Source organism: Streptomyces sp. NPDC003327, assembly GCF_053589515.1.
Window position 1 is genome coordinate 42565 of the sequence record NZ_JBSFSA010000016.1, and the last position, 15044, is coordinate 57608.

6 protein-coding genes are annotated in these 15044 nt (G+C 71.9%); 4 read left to right on the forward strand and 2 right to left on the reverse strand.

Annotation, left to right across the window (positions count from 1 at the left end; genetic code table 11):
- Window position 1: 1 nt before the first annotated feature.
- Together ACWDVG_RS16035 and ACWDVG_RS16040 are read right to left on the reverse strand one after the other, a co-directional pair.
- Window positions 2-544 carry a hypothetical protein gene (locus tag ACWDVG_RS16035; protein WP_451699786.1) on the reverse strand — a complete coding sequence of 181 codons (543 nt, stop codon included), beginning with the start codon at window positions 542-544 and terminating at the stop codon, window positions 2-4.
- A 78-nt stretch (window positions 545-622) separates the two neighbouring features.
- Window positions 623-9214 carry a golvesin C-terminal-like domain-containing protein gene (locus tag ACWDVG_RS16040; protein ID WP_451699787.1) on the reverse strand — a complete coding sequence of 2864 codons (8592 nt, stop codon included), beginning with the start codon at window positions 9212-9214 and terminating at the stop codon, window positions 623-625.
- 691 nt (window positions 9215-9905) lie between these two features.
- Between ACWDVG_RS16040 and ACWDVG_RS16045 the strand changes: the two genes are divergently transcribed.
- The 4 genes from ACWDVG_RS16045 (at window position 9906) to ACWDVG_RS16060 (ending at window position 15013) form a co-directional block, all read left to right on the forward strand.
- Window positions 9906-10418 (forward strand): MmpS family transport accessory protein, encoded by a 513-nt coding sequence (locus tag ACWDVG_RS16045; RefSeq protein ID WP_451699788.1) that lies wholly within the window; start codon window positions 9906-9908, stop codon window positions 10416-10418.
- A gap of 144 nt (window positions 10419-10562) precedes the next feature.
- The gene (locus tag ACWDVG_RS16050) at window positions 10563-11957 is read left to right on the forward strand and encodes a DUF4192 domain-containing protein (protein WP_451699789.1); all 1395 of its coding nucleotides are present in this window, start codon (window positions 10563-10565) and stop codon (window positions 11955-11957) included.
- 115 nt (window positions 11958-12072) lie between these two features.
- A complete protein-coding gene (locus tag ACWDVG_RS16055; protein ID WP_451699790.1) occupies window positions 12073-14145 on the forward strand; it encodes an amylo-alpha-1,6-glucosidase in 2073 nt (690 codons plus the stop codon).
- Between the two features lie 109 nt (window positions 14146-14254).
- A complete protein-coding gene (locus ACWDVG_RS16060) occupies window positions 14255-15013 on the forward strand; it encodes an NUDIX hydrolase (RefSeq protein ID WP_451699791.1) in 759 nt (252 codons plus the stop codon).
- Window positions 15014-15044 lie beyond the last annotated feature (31 nt).

Here is a 15044-nt window from a genome sequence, read left to right on the forward strand (position 1 = left end):
GTCAGCCCTGCGGCTGGAACGTCACCTCGCTCACGTCCCAGAGGAAGGTGCCGCCCAGGGGGTTCTCGGGCCATTCGGCACGGAAGTTCCGGACGAGGAACTCCACCATTCCGCAGTCGTACCGGCTCCACAGGGACTCGTTGCGCTGGTAGACGACGACCGGCCACGTGGCGGGGTCCTCGTCGGTGGCGTCCCAGCACAGCATGTCCGCGGTGGCGGAGACCCCCCAGGAGATCAGCGTCGGGGACGTGCCCTCCAGCTCGGGCGTCTTGTCCTCGGTCTCCCAGTCGGCCTCCGCGTTCGCCGTCTCGATCACCATGCCGTCCCGCTGCGCCCGCTCCAGCGGCACCTTGGGCTCCGGGCTGCCGATCGACAGGTAGTTCTGCACGGCTCCGGCGCCGTAGACCTCCATGTAGCGCCGGTAGTCGGGCGGGAACGGCCTGCCCCACGACGTGGCGAGTGCGGCCCAGTCGACCGTCGTGCCCCCGTCCGCGGGCGGCGGCATGAGCCGTCGCAGCGCGTCCAGGTCGGTCGGCTCACTCATCGGTACCTCGTTCCGTGTCCGTTCGGATTCCGTCGGTCCCGACGTGATCGTCGGTCCGGCCGGTGGCGTCGGCCCGCGTCATGGGGTGCTCCCCGTGGGCGCCTGCGCACCGGTGTTGTCGAATTGGGTTCCCAGATTGTCTCCCGTGCTCAGTTCGTTCGGGATGAACGTCGTGAAGTTGATCCCGACCGAGCCGTCGGGGTTGATGCCGTACGCCGACATGTCGTACCCGGTCGGCACCGTGCGGTTCCCCTCGTAGCGCGGCGACACCGTGTACATGACGTCCTGGCCGGCCATCACGGCGTCGTAGACCATGGCCTCGTACTTCCGCATGTGGTCGTCGCCCTGGGTGGAGCCGACCTGCTTGGCGTTGGCGCCGCGGGCGCACGGGGAGAGGTTCGCCAGGACGCCCTTGCCCGCCAGCTTGTTGCCGATGAGGTGGCAGGCGTTGACGTTCTTCTGCGCGTCGAGCCCCTTGCCCTTGGCGAAGTCCTGCGCCCACTGGTAGCCGGGCGGGTTCGAGCCCACCGCGGTGCCCTTGTTCTTCTGCAGGTACTCCTTGGTCAGGCAGGCCTCGGCCGCCGTGGCCCGGTTCCCGTTGGCCGCGTCGCGCTCGCCGTACTGGATCCAGCCCTCTCCGCAGCGGGAGTCATCGTCGTCGTCGCCGCTGTCGGGCTCCGGCTGGGGCCGGGGGACGCGCCGCGGGTCGGGTGCGGGCTGGTCGTCGGTGTCGTCCCGGCTCCGCGAGGCCTCGTCGATCCGGTCCCGCACCTCGTTGACGACGTACTCGACGGCGGCGGCCACGGCGATGATGGCGACCGTGACCACGACCGCGGCGACGAACGCCACCGCGACCGCCGGGATCGCGAGCGCGAACCAGTGACCGTCGATCTCGACGTTGCTGATCGGGTTGCCGCCGGTGAAGGCGTAGCGGTTGCCCGTGAAGGGATCGCTGCCCAGACCCATGTCGGCCAGGGCCCCGTTGTACATGTCCCGGCTGGTGAAGCGGTTCAGCCCCGGGTCGTAGTCGCGGAAGCCCATGTCGTACGTGCCGGAACCGGCGTCCCACCGCTTGGCGTTGTAGCGGTAGGAGTTGTAGTCCTCCTTCGTCGGGTTGGCGGCGTCCGGCTTGTCGATGCCGGTGAACTCCGAGGAGTCGTCGTTGCCGTAGGCGGTGTAGCCGTACGTCGCCTTGGTGTTGCCGCTGGTGTCGGTCAGGGTCTCGACGTCGGTGTGGCTGTTGTAGCCGTAGTACGCGTCCTCGGTCGTCCCGTTGTCGTTGTGCTTGACCTGCGACAGGCGCTGGCCCCACGGGCTGTACTGGTAGGACTTGGTGAGCTTGCCGGCCACCTCCTCGGTCAGCACCTCCTGGGAGAGGCCGAGGTAGCGGTAGTCGGTCGTCTTCCCTTCGGCGGTCTTCGAGGACGTGCGGTCGAGCGGGTCGAAGGTGTACGTCGTCGACTTCATCGCGCCGTCGGCGCCGCGCTGCTGGGACTCCACGACGTGGTCGAAGCCGTCGTAGACGCTGCGCGAGACGATCTGGCCGTTCTGGGTCGTCGACTCCTGGCGGCCCAGCGGGTCGTAGGTGAAGGAGGTGACGGACCCGGCGGTGGTGGACGTCTGCAGCCGGTTGCGGTCGTAGCGGAAGTCGGTCGTGGCCCCGCCGACGGTCTGCCGGACGACGTTGGCGTTGTCGTCGTGGACGTACGTCTCGGTGGCGGCGCCGTTGCCGGTCTTCACCGACTTCGCGATCCGGTCGACCGGGTCGTAGGTGTAGTCGGTGGTGGACTCCAGATACGCCGAGTGGTTGTCGGCGTTCATCTTCTTCGCCGTGTCCTTCGCCTTGTTGCCGTTGGCGTCGTAGGCGTAGGCGTGCGAGGCGACGAGCGTGCCGTCGGCCTTCTTCTCGGTGCTGGAGCGCACCGTGCCGTCGAGGTAGTAGGCGAAGTCGACGGTGTTGCCGTTGTCCTTCGTCTCCTTCAGCACCTCACCGCGGTCGGCGTAGGTGTAGGAGGTGACCTTGGGGTCGGTGTCCGTGGGCGAGGTGCCCACCGATACCGAGGCGACCTTCTCCCTCAGGTCGTAGGTGTACTTCGAGTACTGGTCGGGGTGGGTGATCGTCTCGGGCTGGTCGTTGGGGTCGTAGGTGTAGGAGGTGGTGGTCTTCTCCTGGCCGGCCAGGGTCTCGGTGATCCGGGACACCCGGTTCAGACCGGTGTAGGAGATCGTGTACGTGTCGACCTCGGCACCGCTCGAGAGGTCGTCGATCAGCGAGAGGTTGTCGTTGAGGTCGTAGGCGTAGCGGAAGTGGTGCTTCTCCGCGTCGATGTCGCCGGTCAGGTCGCGCACCAGCTTGACCCCATCGGCCACGACCTTGCCGTCGGCGGCCTGGAACAGCTCCAGCTTCGCGGCGTTGCCCTGGATGAAGTCGTACGTGCCGAGGGCGACCCAGGTGCCCGCCGCGGTGGTCTGGTCGACCGTCCGCTCGGTGCTTCCCGCGGCATGGGTGACCTTGTACTTCGCGGTCTTGCTGGCCCCGGTGACCTGCGGGAACTTCACATAGGCGGTGTACTTGCCGTTCTTCGGGACGTTCAGCGCCCAGGAGTACGCGTCCGTCCCGGTGCCCGCCGCGTGCACGCGGTGGTCGAAGCCCTGCTGACCGGCGGCGCTCGCGGTGGTCCAGGTGCCCGTGGAGCCGGTGTGCTGGAAGTCGGAGTTGTCGACGAGCGGCACGGAGGTGCCGACCGGCACGCCGTCGTCGGTCTTCTCCTTCAGCTTGCCGTTCGGGTAGTAGCTCCAGCCCATGGTGCGGCTGACGGAGCCCCCGGCGGAGCTGAGCGTCCTGGAGGTCTGCAGCCCCAGGTCGTTGTACGCGTAGCTGGTCCGGATGTCCCAGGGGTCGGTGGACGACTTCGTCCAGCCGTTGTCGTAGTAGGTGAACTCGGTGTCGTTGCGGACCGTCTGGCCTTCCGACGGCGGCAGCGAGGTGCGGGTGACGCGGCCGGCCGCGTCGTAGAACGTCTGCGTGTAGACGTTGGGGTCGTTGTAGCGGGCGTCCGACGGGTCGTACGGCAGGTACTGCTTGACCGGCCGGTTCAGCGCGTCGTACTCGGTGCGCCGGGTGAAGTCGTCGGCGTTCGCGGTCTCCGTGCCGCGCGGGGTGATCACCCGGGTGGCGTTGCCGACCTGGTCGTACTCGTAGCGGGTGGTCCGGTAGGTGATCGCGCCGGCGGTGCCCGTGTGCGGCACCTTGACCTCGGTCTTGCGGCCCCGCTCGTCGTAGCTGGACAGGGTCGTGTTGCCGTCGGGGTCGGTGTCGACGACGACCAGCGCGTCCTTGTCGTAGCCGCGGCGCGTCACGTTGCCCAGCGGGTCGGTGACCGACGTGACCCGGTGCTCCAGGTCGTAGGTCATCTTCGACGAGAAGTCGTCGGGGTCCGCCGTGCGGTTCTTCTTCGGGTCGACGACCTTGACGGTGTTGCCGACCGAGTCGTACGTGTACGAGATCTTCTCACCGGCGGCGTTGACCACCGCGCTGAGCTGGTAGATCTCGTCGTAGTACTGGGTCGTGGTGTAGTCGTCCGGGACCTCGGGCGTGGCCACGCCCTTCGGCTCGGTCGTCGTCTTCAGGTGGCCGGTCTTGTCGTAGGTGTACCGGGTCCGGCGCAGCGGCGCGGTCGGCGAGTCCTGCGGCGAGGTGGCCTCGGTGATCTGGTCGGCCGCGTCGTACACCGCGGTGGAGACCGCCCCGGTGGGCGCGGTCGCCCTGGTGACGTTGTCGTTGGCGTCGTAGTCGGGAGCCGGGACGGTGATCAGGTCGTTCTTGGCCTGGTCCCTCGGCACCGTCCTGACCAGCGGCCGGCCGTACGTGTCGTACGTCTGCGTGGTGCGGTGGCCCAGCGGGTCGGTCGTCGCGGTGACCTTGCCGCGGACGTCGTACTCGTAGGTCGAGCTGTTGTTCAGCGCGTCCGTGATCCGTGCCGGAGAACCGGTCGGGGCGAACTCGCTGTTCACCGTGGCGTTGCCGTTGGCGTCGGTCGCCTTGGTGAGCTGGCCGTGGGCGTCGTACTCGTACCGCGTGGTGTAGTCGCCCTCGGTGGGCGTCGCGACGCCCTTCGGGTCGGTGACCGTCTTCAGGTTGCCGAACGTGTCGTAGCCGAACTGCCAGGTCCGGCCCTCCGGCGACGTCTTGCGGAAGAGGTCGGAGGAGTAGCCGTCCAGCCGCTTCACGTACTCGAACTTCTGGGCGCCGGCCGGGTACGTGCCGGGCGCGCAGTCGCTCCGGGGCGGCACGCCGGCCTTGTTCTGCTCGGCGGTGCGCTTCCACAGCGGGTAGCCGGTCAGCGCGTCGTAGCAGTACGCGGTGACGGCGCCGTTGTTCTCCTCCATGTAGGTGACGTTGTTGTCCGCGTCCCACGCCAGCTTCGTCTGCTGCGCCTTGGCGTTGACGGACCGCACGGGACGCCCGAAGTCGTCGGTGACGTACGTGCTCGGGTGGCCCTCGCCGTCGGTGACGACCGTGGAGGTGAAGCGCGTGTTGGCCGCGTCGGGGGCGTAGGCGAAGCCGGTGGTGCCGCCGAGACGGTCGGTGATCGTCTGGGTCCACCAGTGGTACTTCGGGTCGTCGCCCTCGCTCGGGTAGTAGTAGTCGAGCCCGGTGGCGTTGCCGCGCGGGTCGGTGACCGAGACGAGCTTGACGTTCTTGTTGCCCTGGGTGGCGTCGTACGTGAAGCCGAAGACCTTCGGCTGGGACGAGCCCGCGCCGTCGGTCAGCTTCGTCAGCAGGCCCTTGTCGGAGTACTCGAAGGTGAGCTTCCGGCCCGAGATGTCGGTGATCGACCTGAGGTGGTCGATGATCTTCGGGCTGCTGGTGTCCGACTTGCTGTAGTACGTGACGGTCAGCGTCTGGCGACCGGTCGGGTCGGTGATGTACGTGAGGAACTTCGTCGGCTTGTTGTTTGACTTGCGTTCCACGTACGTGAACGTCTGGGTGTTGCCGTTCTTGTCGACGACGGACGTCTGGTAGCCGTCGCAGCCGAAGACGAACCGGGTGCCGTCCGGGCGCGTCAGCGTCCAGGCGTCCGGGACCGGGTCCTTGGCCGGGGTGCAGTCGAGCCCCGGCTTCGACGTCAGCCGGAAGTGGACGCCCGCGGGGGCCTTCCAGGTGCCGTCGGCCTGCAGACGGAAGACGTGGGTGGTGCCGTCCCCGTCGGGCAGGCGGACCTCGCGCGGATGCGGGTTGGGGTGGAAGTCCAGCGGGGCGCCGAGCCGGATCGGCCCCGCGGCCTGCACGGACCAGCCGTGGCCCGCGACGGTGTCCGAGGTGTCCTGGGTGTTGTACGCGAAGCGGACGAAGGTGTTCAGTCCGCGGCCCGGGTTGCTGAGGGCGTTGTACTGCCAGACGCTGTTGCCGGCGGCGGTGTTGTTCATCAGCGAGGAACCCGCGCCGGTGTTCTTACCGTTGTACGAGTAGTACTTCTCCAGACCGAGCTGGTCCGAGGTCGGGTCCTCGACGGTGACGTTCTGCCGGAGTCCGGGGATGCCGCTCGTGCCGGAGAGCCAGGTGGCCGCGGCCGTGTCCCGGACGTCCCAGGTGAGGACGTACTCGGTGCGCTTGTTGCCGGAGTCGGAGTTGACGGGGGCGCGCAGCTTCGCCTGCAGCGTGACCGAGTCGCCGGGCAGCAGGTCGGCGGGCAGGGCCGTCTGGAGCTGGTTGCCGCCGGTGGTGACGTCCGTGCCGTCCGGCAGCGCCCAGCGGTAGCTCAGGGCGTGCGTGCCGGCCTTCCAGACGGAGGTGGTGGTGTTGGTGAGGGTGAACTCGACCGCGTGGTCGCTGTTCGGGGTGATCCGGGCCGGGGTCTGCGGCGCGTAGTACGTCGACTCGGTGGTCGAGTCGATGTAGGTGACCGCGATCCGGGGACGGAGCCGGTCCTCGGCGGCCTCGGAGGAGAGGAAGATCGTGCGTTCCTGCGAGACGGACTCGTCGGCCGTCTTGAGGACCACGCCCCGCTGCGACGACGGGCTGGTCACCCAGGACTGTGCCAGTGAGGTGGCGTCCCAGTTGTGCCGCGTCGGGTCGTTTGTGAAGGACCCCAGGTCGCTCACGACCGCGCCGAAGTCACCGCCGGCGGACGTCCAGTTGGTGGCGGCGTCCGCCTTGCCCCAGGTGGCGGCGGCCTCGTCGAAGTCCCGCGTGAGCGGACGGAGCTGGTAGGTCGCCCCCGGGCTGTCCGTCGTGGTCTGCATGCTCCACAGGCGCACCTGCGCGTCGAGGACGCGCGCGGTGGCGGGGAGGCCGAGGGCCGGGAACTTCAGGACGGCGCGGGTGTCGCCGAGCGAGGTGGAGTTGTTGCCGACGCTCAGCCAGTTCTTCGGGCCGAGCTCCTCGATCGTGTCGTGCGGGGACGAGGGCTGCGCGGAGGACAGGGTGGTGTCCTGGGTCGCGTACAGCACCTTCGTCGTCCGGCCGGCCTTCGGCAGCCGGACGAGCTGGGTCGGCGCGCCGACGACCTGACCGTCCCGCGTCTTGACCGCGACCATGTAGTAGTACGCGCGGCCGAACGGGTCCGGGTCGTCGGCCCTCGTCGGCACGGCGGTGGTGTCCGTGAAGGACGTCGTGCCGGGTGCGACGGGGGCGACGAGCGTGGCGGCGGACGGGGTGAACGTCTGGCTGATCGAGCGGTGGACCTGGTACTCGACCAGGTCGTCACCGGTCGCGACCGGGTTCGGGTCCTGGTAGGCGGACCAGTCCAGCGCCGCGCCGGTGGCGTGGATCGTGGTCGGGTTGGCCAGGTCGACGCCCTGCCGGCCGAAGGTCAGGACGAGTCGCGGGTAGGTGGCGGTCTCGCCGCCGTACGCGTACTCGCTGCCCTCGTACCGCGGACCGCCCTTGGGGCCGGTCGCGGTCTCGTCGGCCGCCTTGATCACGAAGCCGTTGTTGGCGTACGTGCCGTCGATCCACTGCTGGACCGTCTTGGTGACGGGGAAGCTGTGCCAGGTGTTCGCCTCGCCCACCTTCTTGGTGACCACACTGGCTTTGGTGAAGCGGACGGCGTCCGCGATCACCGAGGTGCCGGTCGAGGCCGGGCCGTCGCCCAGGACGACCTTGCCGAGCGTGCCCGCCTTGAAGGGATGCGAGCCGAGGGTCTTCCACACCCCGCCCGTACCGGCCTGCTGGTCGACCGTGTACGTCTTCGAGCCGCCGTCGTACGTGACGGTGTAGGGCGCGCCGGTGGCGCGGTCCGAGGCCGGGACGTAGTGCGCCTCGACCTGGTAGGTGCCGTCCTCGGGAAGGCTCGGCTGCCAGGTGTACGAGTCACCCGCGACCGAGTCCTTGTTGTACAGGTAGTCCTGGTTGACGGCGTACTGGGTGAAGGCGGCGTTGCCCGACGTGGGCCAGGCGCCGACGGCGGCCGTCCGGCCGGTGTCACCGTCGTCCACCACGACCGCCGTGCCCGACAGTTCGCCGGTCAGGGCGTTCGCGTTGTTCCAGGTGGCGGTCTCCTCGGACCACGCCTGGGTGGCGCGGTGCGCCTCCAGCGGGACGGCGGTGTCCTGGGTCGTGTGGCTCTGGTCGTAGTAGAGCTTCAGATCGGCCGAATCGAGCCGGGTTCCCGACGGGACGCCGGTCAGCGGGAACCGCAGCAGCGCGCGCGAGGAGCCGGTGGGGGTGTTGCCGACCGAAAGGCGCCAGCTGTCCGTGTAGTTCGTCCCCGGGCCGTCCGAGGAGATCATCACGTCCTGGGCCGTGCTCGGCGTCGGCGAGATCGAGATCGTCGGGTCGATGGTGACCGGATACCGCCGCTCGGGCGCGGCGAGCCACTTCGCGTCCGGCGTGACGGTCAGCTTCCAGCCCTGGCCCGCCCGGGTGAGCTTCTGCTGGACCGCGGAGCTGTAGCCCGTGCCGTACGGCGAGGAGGCGTCCTTTCGCGCGTCCGTCATGAACGCGGCGGGGATGACGAGGACCGGGTCCGCGCCCTCGCCGTAGAAGTGGACCGAGCCGTCCTTGTTCTGCTTCGGCGTGAGACCGCCCGGGTCCAGCGTGAAGGTGAAGGACACCGGTCCGGACGGCTTCGCGTCCAGGACGATGTTCTCCTTCACCCGCCCCGGACCCACCTGGTACGTCAGGTCGGCGCCGGCCACCGCGTCCTTGTACGTGACGGTGTCGCCCTCGGCGACGGGGGTGAGCCTGCCGGAGCCGCTGGCCAGGCCCAGGGTCACGGCGTGGCCGCCGTCGGCCTCGAAGCGCAGCAGCTTCGCCGGATCGGTGCCGAAGGAACTGCGGGCGAGGTTGGTGGTGTTGGTGAAGGCGAAACCGCCGGAGCGGGCCGGGATGACCGTCGGGTCGATGTCCTTCCACGAGGACCCCGACCGGTAGGCCGTCGGCACCGCCGACACCTCGGCCTGGACGCGCCCGTCGGACATCTTCCAGTAACGGGCGTTCGGCGTGCGGTCGGCGGTCAGTTCCGCGACGCGGTGGGCCTTTCCGGCCGCTTTGCCCGGCGGCAGCTTTTCGCGGCTCGGCAGTATGGGCGTTCCGCCGGTCGACGGCTGCGCCGGCTTTCCGGCCGCGGCGCTTTCGTCGTCCGAGAACCAGCCGGTCAAGGTGTCGAAGATGCCTTCGCCGTCATTGGTCGAGACCGGTGCCGCCTGGGCGACTTGGGGAATCATGGTGCTGACGACGGCAGAAACAACGAGGCAGGATATCGCCCGCCCGTATCTCACTTTCACGCCAATCCCTTCTTCGGCACCCTCCGCGCAGGGCGGAAGGGTGCACCCGACGCGCCGGTCCGGGCGCTGTGCCGACCGGTCGCGATGGACTTGACCTCGAACGGAGCGCCTCGGGGCATGCGGAACCAGGCCACCTTCCCCAGGGGGAAGTGGCCTCGGCCGGGGCGTGCCGGTCGCGGCGGACGGATTCTTCACCACAGGATCGACGCGCCGTCAACCATGCGCCCATTCAGGGCATTTCAGCTCGCCCCTCCATGGTGATTGGGGTGCGTTGCCCGAATTCTCCGTCGCCTGGCGCACGCTGAATCGGGTGGTGTATAAGTCACGCGCATTCACCTCGGCCGCCGTCGCGGCCCTCACGACCGACTCGACAGAAAGTGCCGCCATGTCGGAGAAGATCGAAATACCGGAGGATGTGCCGGAGTCCAGGGACCCGGTGGAATCGGAGAACCTGGCGGAATCGGAAGGTCCGACGGAATCGGAAGGTCCGACGGAATCGGAAGGTCCGGCGGAATCGGAAGGTCCGGCGGAGTCGGAAGGTCCGGCGGAGTCGGAAGGTCCGGCGGAGTCGGAAGATCGGTCGGAATCGGAAGGCCCGGCGGAACCCCAAGAGGCGGCGGAACTGGCGGAAGTGGCGGAAGCGGAAGCTCCGTCGCGTCGTCGGCGCAGGGGCGGCGCGGCGGCCGTGGCGGCGGCCCTGCTGCTCGTCGGCGGCGCGTTGGTCCTCGCCGGCGTCCGGCTGGCGGGGGACGAAACCGCGGACGGGCGGGCGGCGACCTCGGGTGCCGAGGCGGCCCGCGACGCGGCGCCCGTCGCCACTCACGAGGTGACGTACGAGGTGCTGGGGGAGGGCGCGGCCGACATCTCCTACCGGGGGGCGGACGGCGACAAGGCGGACGTCGCGACGCGCGTCGGGCTGCCCTGGCGCAAGACCGTCACCGTCCCGCTCGACGCCGTGCCGATCGTCCACGTCACCCTCGGCGAGAAGGGCGGCACGGCCAGCTGCGCGCTGACCGTGCGCGGCAAGCACGTCCAACGCGCCACGGCCACCGGCGCCTTCGGCCGCACCACGTGCAGCGGCGGGGCGGAGCGGGGCGGCGGGCCTGGAGACGGGTCGGGAGGCGCGGCGGTGCCCGGGGACTGACCCTGGGGGCGTCGGGTGCCTGAGGGTGGGGGCGCCCAGCCCGGAGTGCGCACCTGTGGACAAACCGATGGTACGAAGTCGGCCCGGACCGGGAGTTATCCACAGGGGTTTCGGATTTCGGGAGATCACGAGACGGTCGTGACCATGAACGCGAATCACCACGAAACCAGCGGGCTCGGCGGACCGTCCCGTACGCAGCAGATCACCCTGCGCGGCCCGGCCGAGCTGGCCGACGCCCTCCCCTTCATGCTCGGCTTCCACCCCACGGACTCGGTCGTCCTCGTCGCGCTCCACGGCGAGCACGGCCGCTTCGGCGGCCGCGTCCGGCTCGGCATCCCCCGCTCGCCCCGCGAGTGGGAGTCCACCGCCGACCACCTGGCGGACTGCCTGGTCGAGGGATGCGCCCGGCAGGGCACGCCCCCCGACGGCGTCGTCGCCTTCCTCTGCCAGGACCCCGCCCCCGGCGAGACGGCGCGCCGGGCCATGGAGCGGCTGCGGCCCTTCGCGCAGCGCCTGCGCACGGCCTGCGGAGCCCTCGACATCCCGGTCTACGAAGTCCTCTGCATCTCCGACGGCCTGTACTTCTCCTACTGCTGCCCCGACGCGCGCTGTTGCCCGCCCGACGGAACTCCGCTCGCGCTCACCGGCACCTCCGTCATGGCCGCGGCCGCCGCCTACGCCGGCATCCAGGTGCGGGGCTCGCTGCGCGAGATGGAGGCGCGACTCAAGCCCGCCGGCACGCCCCGGGACGAGCACCAGCGGGCGGCCCTCGACGCGGCGGCGACCGCCATCGTGCCGCGCATCCTCGAAGCCGCGGGAGACCGCGGCCGGAGCGAGGTGCGCGAGTCGACCCTGCGGCTCGCCCGGGAGGTGCTGCGGCGGTTCGAAGCCCCCGAGGGTCCGGAGCGGCCGGGCGGCGCCGGCGCGGCGGAGGCGGACGCGGCCGATGACGCCCTGGTGACCGTGGACGAGGCGGCCGCGCTCGTCATCGGCCTCCAGGACCGCGCCACCCGCGACCGGGCGGCCGAATGGATGGAGGGGCGGGAGGGCGCGGCTGCCCTGCGCCTCTGGCGGGTGCTCGCCAGGCGCTGCGTCGGCCCGTACGTGGAGCACGCCGCCGCGCCCCTGAGCCTCGCGGGCTGGGTCTCCTGGTCCCTGGGCGACGAGCCGACCGCGCGTGTGGCGCTGGACCTCGCGCTGGACGCGGACTCCGAGTACACGTTCGCCCGGCTGCTGCACAAGGCGTGCAACGAAGGGCTCGATCCCGAGTCGCTGCGCGCCTGCCTGAGGGGCGAGCGGGACGCCCGGGCCGCCACGGAGCGGACGGCCGAGGGCGGGACGGCCCCGACGGCGGCGCCCTCCGCGCCCCGCGCCGCCCGCCCCCGGAGCACCCGGCAGGCGCCGGGCGGGCCCGGACGCCGGACCGCGCGGGGCCAGACGCCGCCCGCCGGGGTGCGGCCGGCCGGACGGGAGCGCGCGAAGCCCGCGGGCGGCCCGGCGCGCAGCGGTGGTCCGCGCGGAACGAGGAGCGGCGGATGACACCCGTGACCCGGTCGCCCGCGGGCGCGTTCTCCACGGTGGCGGAGTCGCGCGCACCGTGCCACCGACGTCCCGTCGGCCGCCCGGAACGCACAGAGAGCACCTCACACCCGTCATGGCCCCCAGCCCCCACCCGGCCCCCGGGCATTCCGCGGGACACCCGACCGGACACCGACCCGCGCCGGCCGGCCCCGCGGGCCCCGCACGGGCACAGCGGTCGGGCGAGCTGCCCTCCGTGCACGACGCCCTCCTCTGCGTGGCGCTGCCCGCCCTCGCCGTCAGCGCCGAGCACGGACAGCTCACCGGCCGCGGTGCCGAAGGGGTGTACGCCGCGGGGCGGCGGCTCCTCTCCCGCAGCGTCCTCCGGGTGGCGGGACGGGAACCCGTCGCCCTCCAGGGCCGCCTCGCCGCGGCCGACCGCGCCGTCTTCCTCGGAGCCCTCCGCGTCCCCGGAGACATCGGCCCCGACCCGGCCCTCACCGTCGAGCGCACCAGGAGCGCCGACGGCACCGAACGGATCACCCTGCGCAGTGCCGTCACCCGGCCGCTCCGCCTCCCCGTGGAGGTCGCTCTGGGTACGGACCTCGCGGACCTGGGCACGGTGGCGTCGGGCAGACCCGGGCCGGAGCTCGGCGCGAGCGTCCACGGCACCGGACTGCGCTGGACCGCCGCCGACGGGCGGTCCGTCGCCGTCACGGCCGACCCGCCGCCCATGGACGCGCTGGCGGCGGCCGGGGTGCTCCGCTGGGAGGTGGAGCTCGCGCCCGGCGGCTCCTTCACCCTGCGGCTCCAGGTGCGGGCGGACCGGCCGAGCGGCGCCGGGGCGGCAGCGGGCGGCGGCGGTGCCGGACGGCCCGGCGGCCACCTCCTGGCGGAGGCGCTCGCCGAGTGCGACGACCCGCGCGCCGGAGAGCTCCTGCGCGCCTCCGTCGAGGACCTGCGGGCCCTCCTCCAGCGCGACCCCGGCCACCCCGCCGACGTCCACCTCGCCGCAGGCGTCCCCTGGCGCTGCGGACCCGTCACCGCCGAGGCGCTCTGGGCCGCCCGCATGGCCCTGCCCCTCGGCACCCGGCTCGCCGTCACCACCCTCAGGGCCCTCGGCCGCGCCCAACTCCCGGAAGGTGCCGCCGACTCGGGCCGCATCCCCGGACCCCTCAGGGACGGAGGCCCGAACCTTCCGCCGCGCTGCTCCGGGATCGAGGCCACCCTCGCCTTCCCCGTCGTCCTCGCCGAAGCCCGCCGCTGGGGGCTTCCTCCGGCCGACCTGGAGGAGCTGCTTCCCGTCGCCGAGCGGTGCCTCGGCTGGCTGCGGCGCGCGACCGCCGAGGACGGACTCGTGCCCGACCCGGGGCCGACCGGACCCTGGCGGGCCGAGACCCAGGCCCACGCCCACCGCGCGGCCCTGCTCGGCGCCGATCTGCTGGACGGCTGCGGGCGGCCCGGAGGAGACGAGCTGCGCGCCGTGGCACGGGCGCTGCGCGAGCGGTTCCGCCGGGAGTTCTGGATCGACGACCGGTCGGGCGGGCGGCCCGCCGTCGCCCGCGCGGCGGACGGCCGGACCTGGGCGGGAGCCGGCGGCTGGGCGGCCCACCTCCTCGACACCGGACTGCTCGGCGCCGGGCAGTCCGCGGAGGGGCTCCTCGACAAAGCCGAGACGGAGCAGGTGGCGCGCCTCCTCGGCACCCCCGCGTTCGACACCGGGTGGGGGCTGCGCGGCCTCGGCGCCAAGGAGCCGGGACACAATCCCTTCGGCCACCGGGCGGGCGCCGTCCGCGTCCACGACACGGCGGTCGCCGTCTCGGGCCTCGTCGCCGCCGGATACGAGCGGGAGGCCTCCTCCCTCGTCAACGGGCTGCTCGACGCCGCCGAGTACTTCGGCCACCGGCTCCCCGAGATGTACGGCGGACAGCAGCGCACCGCCGGAGGACGGCCCGTGCCGCACCCGGCGGCGTGCCGGCCGGCCGCGGTCGCCGCCGCCGGAGCCGTCCACGTCCTCACGGCCCTCGTGGGGATCAGGCCCGACGCGCCCGGCCGCTCCGTGGCGGTCCGCCCGCCGGCCTCCGCGCCGCTCGGGGCGATCCGACTGTCGGGCCTCGTGGTGGCGGGCGAGCCCTTCGCCGTGCGGGTCGGGCGTCTCGGCCTCGGTATGGTCGAGGAGGCCGCCGAGGGTCTTCAACTGGGGGTGTGACGGAATGCCGGGCGCAGAGACGAGGGAAGCGGCGCTGAGGGGCGGGGAAGTCTCCGCGGAGATCGTCACGGGGCGTGTTTATCGTCAGGAAGACGACTATGATCGCGGCATGTCTCCCTACGACCCGTCGGCCTATCCGCCTTTCGCCGTCACCGTCGATCTGGTCGTGCTCACCGTGCGGCGCCACGCGCTCTGCACCCTCGTCGTACGACGGGGGGAGCCGCCCTTCCAGGGGAACTGGGCCCTGCCCGGGGGCTTCGTCCGCGCGGACGAGGATCTCGGCGCCGCCGCCGCGCGCGAGCTGGTGGAGGAGACGGGGCTGTGCGCCCACGACCCGGCCGCGCCGCGGCCCGTTCCGGACAACGGTGCGCACCTGGAGCAGCTCGCGACGTACGGCGCCCCCGACCGCGATCCGCGCATGCGGGTGGTCAGCGTCGCGCACCTGGCGCTCGCCCCCGACCTGCCCGCGCCGAGGGCCGGCGGGGACGCCAACAGCGCCCGCTGGGCGCCGGTCGACGAGGTGCTCGGCCAGGGCGCCGAGGGCGAGGGGGAGGGCGCGCTCGCCTTCGACCACGCCCGGATCCTCGCCGACGGAGTGGAGCGGGCCCGCTCCAAGATCGAGTACTCCTCCCTCGCCACGGCCTTCTGCCCGCCGGAGTTCACGGTCGGCGAGCTGCGCAGGGTGTACGAGGCCGTGTGGGGCGTGTCCCTGGACCCGCGCAACTTCCACCGGAAGGTGACGGGCACACCGGGCTTCCTGGTCCCGGCCGGCGGCACCACCACGCGCCAGGGCGGCCGCCCCGCCCAGCTCTTCCGGGCCGGTGGGGCCACCCTGCTCAACCCGCCGATGCTGCGCCCCGAGGTCTGAGCCGGCCGGACACCCGGCGCCCCAGGGCGTC

What these genes read in the sequence shown, in the direction of transcription:
- ACWDVG_RS16040 (WP_451699787.1), bottom strand. Translation starts at nt 9,214, where the DNA reads ATGATTCCCCAAGTCGCCCAGGCGGCACCGGTCTCGACCAATGACGGC.
- ACWDVG_RS16060 (WP_451699791.1), top strand. Translation starts at nt 14,255, where the DNA reads ATGTCTCCCTACGACCCGTCGGCCTATCCGCCTTTCGCCGTCACCGTC.
- ACWDVG_RS16035 (WP_451699786.1), bottom strand. Translation starts at nt 544, where the DNA reads ATGAGTGAGCCGACCGACCTGGACGCGCTGCGACGGCTCATGCCGCCG.
- ACWDVG_RS16050 (WP_451699789.1), top strand. Translation starts at nt 10,563, where the DNA reads ATGAACGCGAATCACCACGAAACCAGCGGGCTCGGCGGACCGTCCCGT.
- ACWDVG_RS16055 (WP_451699790.1), top strand. Translation starts at nt 12,073, where the DNA reads ATGGCCCCCAGCCCCCACCCGGCCCCCGGGCATTCCGCGGGACACCCG.